Source organism: Parafrankia sp. FMc2 (assembly GCF_041008525.1).
In the GTDB taxonomy this organism is placed as follows: Bacteria; Actinomycetota; Actinomycetes; order Frankiales; family Frankiaceae; genus Parafrankia.
This window is the reverse complement of sequence record NZ_JBFLUG010000328.1, coordinates 1-2,490: the sequence shown is the minus strand read 5'-3', so window position 1 is coordinate 2,490 and position 2,490 is coordinate 1. Positions and strand designations below refer to the sequence as shown.

Annotated in this window: 2 protein-coding genes and 1 pseudogene; all 3 read left to right on the top strand. The window is 70.8% G+C overall.

The window, feature by feature from the left end; all coding sequences use genetic code 11:
• Window positions 1–608, top strand: a pseudogene (locus AB1460_RS36850) (hypothetical protein); the annotation flags it as partial.
• A complete protein-coding gene (gene fahA, locus AB1460_RS36845) occupies window positions 605–1,831 on the top strand; it encodes a fumarylacetoacetase (RefSeq protein ID WP_368967154.1) in 1,227 nt (408 codons plus the stop codon). The pseudogene AB1460_RS36850 and the gene fahA, both read left to right, overlap by 4 nt.
• Before the next feature lie 127 nt (window positions 1,832–1,958).
• The gene (locus AB1460_RS36840; protein WP_368967152.1) at window positions 1,959–2,414 is read left to right on the top strand and encodes a hypothetical protein; all 456 of its coding nucleotides are present in this window, start codon (window positions 1,959–1,961) and stop codon (window positions 2,412–2,414) included.
• Window positions 2,415–2,490: the final 76 nt, after the last annotated feature.

Genomic DNA, 2,490 nt, shown 5'->3' with positions numbered 1-2,490 from the left:
GGCGTCACGCGGGGACGGGGGCCACGTCCCCGCGTGACGCCTTGGCCCTGCTGGCGGCTGGCCTGCCCGCGGGTGTCACCGCGTCGATCGAGGTGCGTTGCGACGCGGCGCAGGGCCGTCCGCTGGACGAGCTGGCCGCCGCCGGCCACCGGCTCAAGCTGCGTACGGGCGGCCCTCGGGCCGACCTCTTCCCCGGCGGGGGTGAGCTGGCCCGGGCAGTCGTGGAATGTGCCGCTCGGAACCTGCCCTTCCGATGCACAGCCGGGCTGCATCACGCGGTGCGGCACACGGATGCCACCACCGGCTTCGAGCACCACGGGTTTCTCAACGTTCTCATCGCGGCGCGGGCCGCCGCCACCGGCGCCGGCAGTGTCGCCGTCGCCGACATTCTCGGCTGCCGGGACGGCGCGGCGTTGGCGGGCGAGATCGGCGCCTGGTCCGCTGCCGATGCCCAGCGGGCCCGGGCGCTGTTCACCTCCTTCGGCACCTGCAGCGTCGCCGAACCGGTCGGTGACCTCGTCGCCCTCGGGCTGCGGCGGGCGAACGACGCAGACGGCGCGAACGCGGACGGCTCGGACGGCTCGGACGACGCGGACGACGCCGTATGACAGCGCCCGCCGCGAGCTGGCTGGACGGCGACGTTCCCGCCGACAACGGGTTCGGCCTGGAGAACCTGCCCTACGGCGTGTTCTCCACGCAGCGCGACGGCCGGCCTCGCACGGGGGTGGCGATCGGTGACCGGGTGCTGGATCTGGCCGGTCTCACCGGCGACCCCGTCCACGCCACGGGATCGCTGAACGCCTTCCTGGCCCTGGGGCCGCGACGGTGGCAGGCGCTACGCGCCGATCTGGTCGGATGGCTGACCGAGGAGCGGAACCGTTCCCTGGTCGAACCACACCTCGTCCCCGTGAAGGATGCGCGCCTTCACCTGCCTGTCACGATCGCCGACTACGTCGACTTCTACAGCTCGCGGCACCATGCGGAGAATCTCGGCCGCCTGTTCCGTCCCGGCGGCGCGCCGCTGACTCCCAACTGGCTGCACCTGCCCCTCGGCTACCACGGGCGCTCGGGAACCGTCGTGGTGTCCGGCACTCCGGTGGCCCGCCCGCATGGCCAGCGCAGGGGGCCCGTGGACGGCCCACCCACGTTCGGGCCGTCGCAGCAGCTGGACATCGAGGCGGAGATCGGGTTCGTCGTCGGGGCACCGTCGCCGCTGGGCCGGCCGGTAGCGCTGGAAGAGCTGGACCAGCACGTGTTCGGAGTGTGCCTCGTCAACGACTGGTCCGCGCGTGACCTGCAGTCCTGGGAGTACGTGCCGCTCGGCCCCTTTCTGGGGAAGTCCTTCCTGACCTCGGTCTCCCCCTGGGTCGTGCCGCTCACGGCGCTGGCGGCGGCCCGGATCCCGCCCCCTGCCCGCGAGGTGGCACTGCTCCCCTACCTGGACGACGCCGCGACGGCACCGTGGGGCCTGGACATCCGGATGGAGGTGCGGATCAACGGGCACCTGGTCAGCCGCCCGCCCTTCGGGCTGATGTACTGGACGCCGGCCCAGCAGCTGGCGCACCTGACGGTCAACGGGGCCTCGCTGCGTACCGGCGACCTGTTCGCGTCCGGGACGGTCTCCGGCCCCGAACAGCATCAACGTGGGTCGCTCATCGAGCTGACCTGGGGCGGCCGGGAACCGCTGGAGCTTCCCGACGGTACCGTCCGCACCTTCCTGCAGGATGACGACCGCGTCAGCATCACCGCCACGGCCACGGGAGTTCACGGCGGGACCGTCTCACTCGGTGCGGTCACCGGCCAGGTCCAGCCGCCCCGGTCGATCCCCTGACAGTCGCCGGCCGCGGGGCTGAGCGCGAACCGTCCCTGGCCTCGGACTTTCACCCAGATGATCGTCTGGATGGTGGGCCGATCACCGGCTGCACTCCGACCGATGCGCGTTTACACTCGGCAGCGAGATGGCCCTACACAGCACCATCGCCTTCCGCGTGCGGCCCTACCTGGAACCCGGCGAAGAAGTCAGCCAGGTGTTCATGGCCCAGACACGCACACCGTACCTGCGTATTTTGGTGCCCGCATTCGGCTACACGCTCGTCGTGGTCGGCTACCTTCTGGCGCCCGAGGTCGGCAACCAGCTCTTTTACTGGCTCGGCTACGTGCTCTTCAACCTCGTCGGCTATGGCATCCTTCTGCTGATGCCCGTGGTCCTCTGCTGGCTCGTCGCGTCCTACATCCTCCTGTGGCCCGCGCTCACCTACTACGTGATCGGCCCCCGGATCGTCGTCGTCACCAACCGCAGCATGATCGTGCTGCGCGCCCAGAAGCGGTGGCCTACCTTCCCGACAGGCACCAGGCCCCTCGCCCCGGAGCCTGTCAATCCCGATGAGACATCAGGCTGCTTGGTTTGTGGGTAGCGCCTCCTCGGTCTCGATGATCGCTGGGGGCTGGTTGATCCACGCCTTGGTCGGCAGCGCGGGCGGGGCCGGTCGG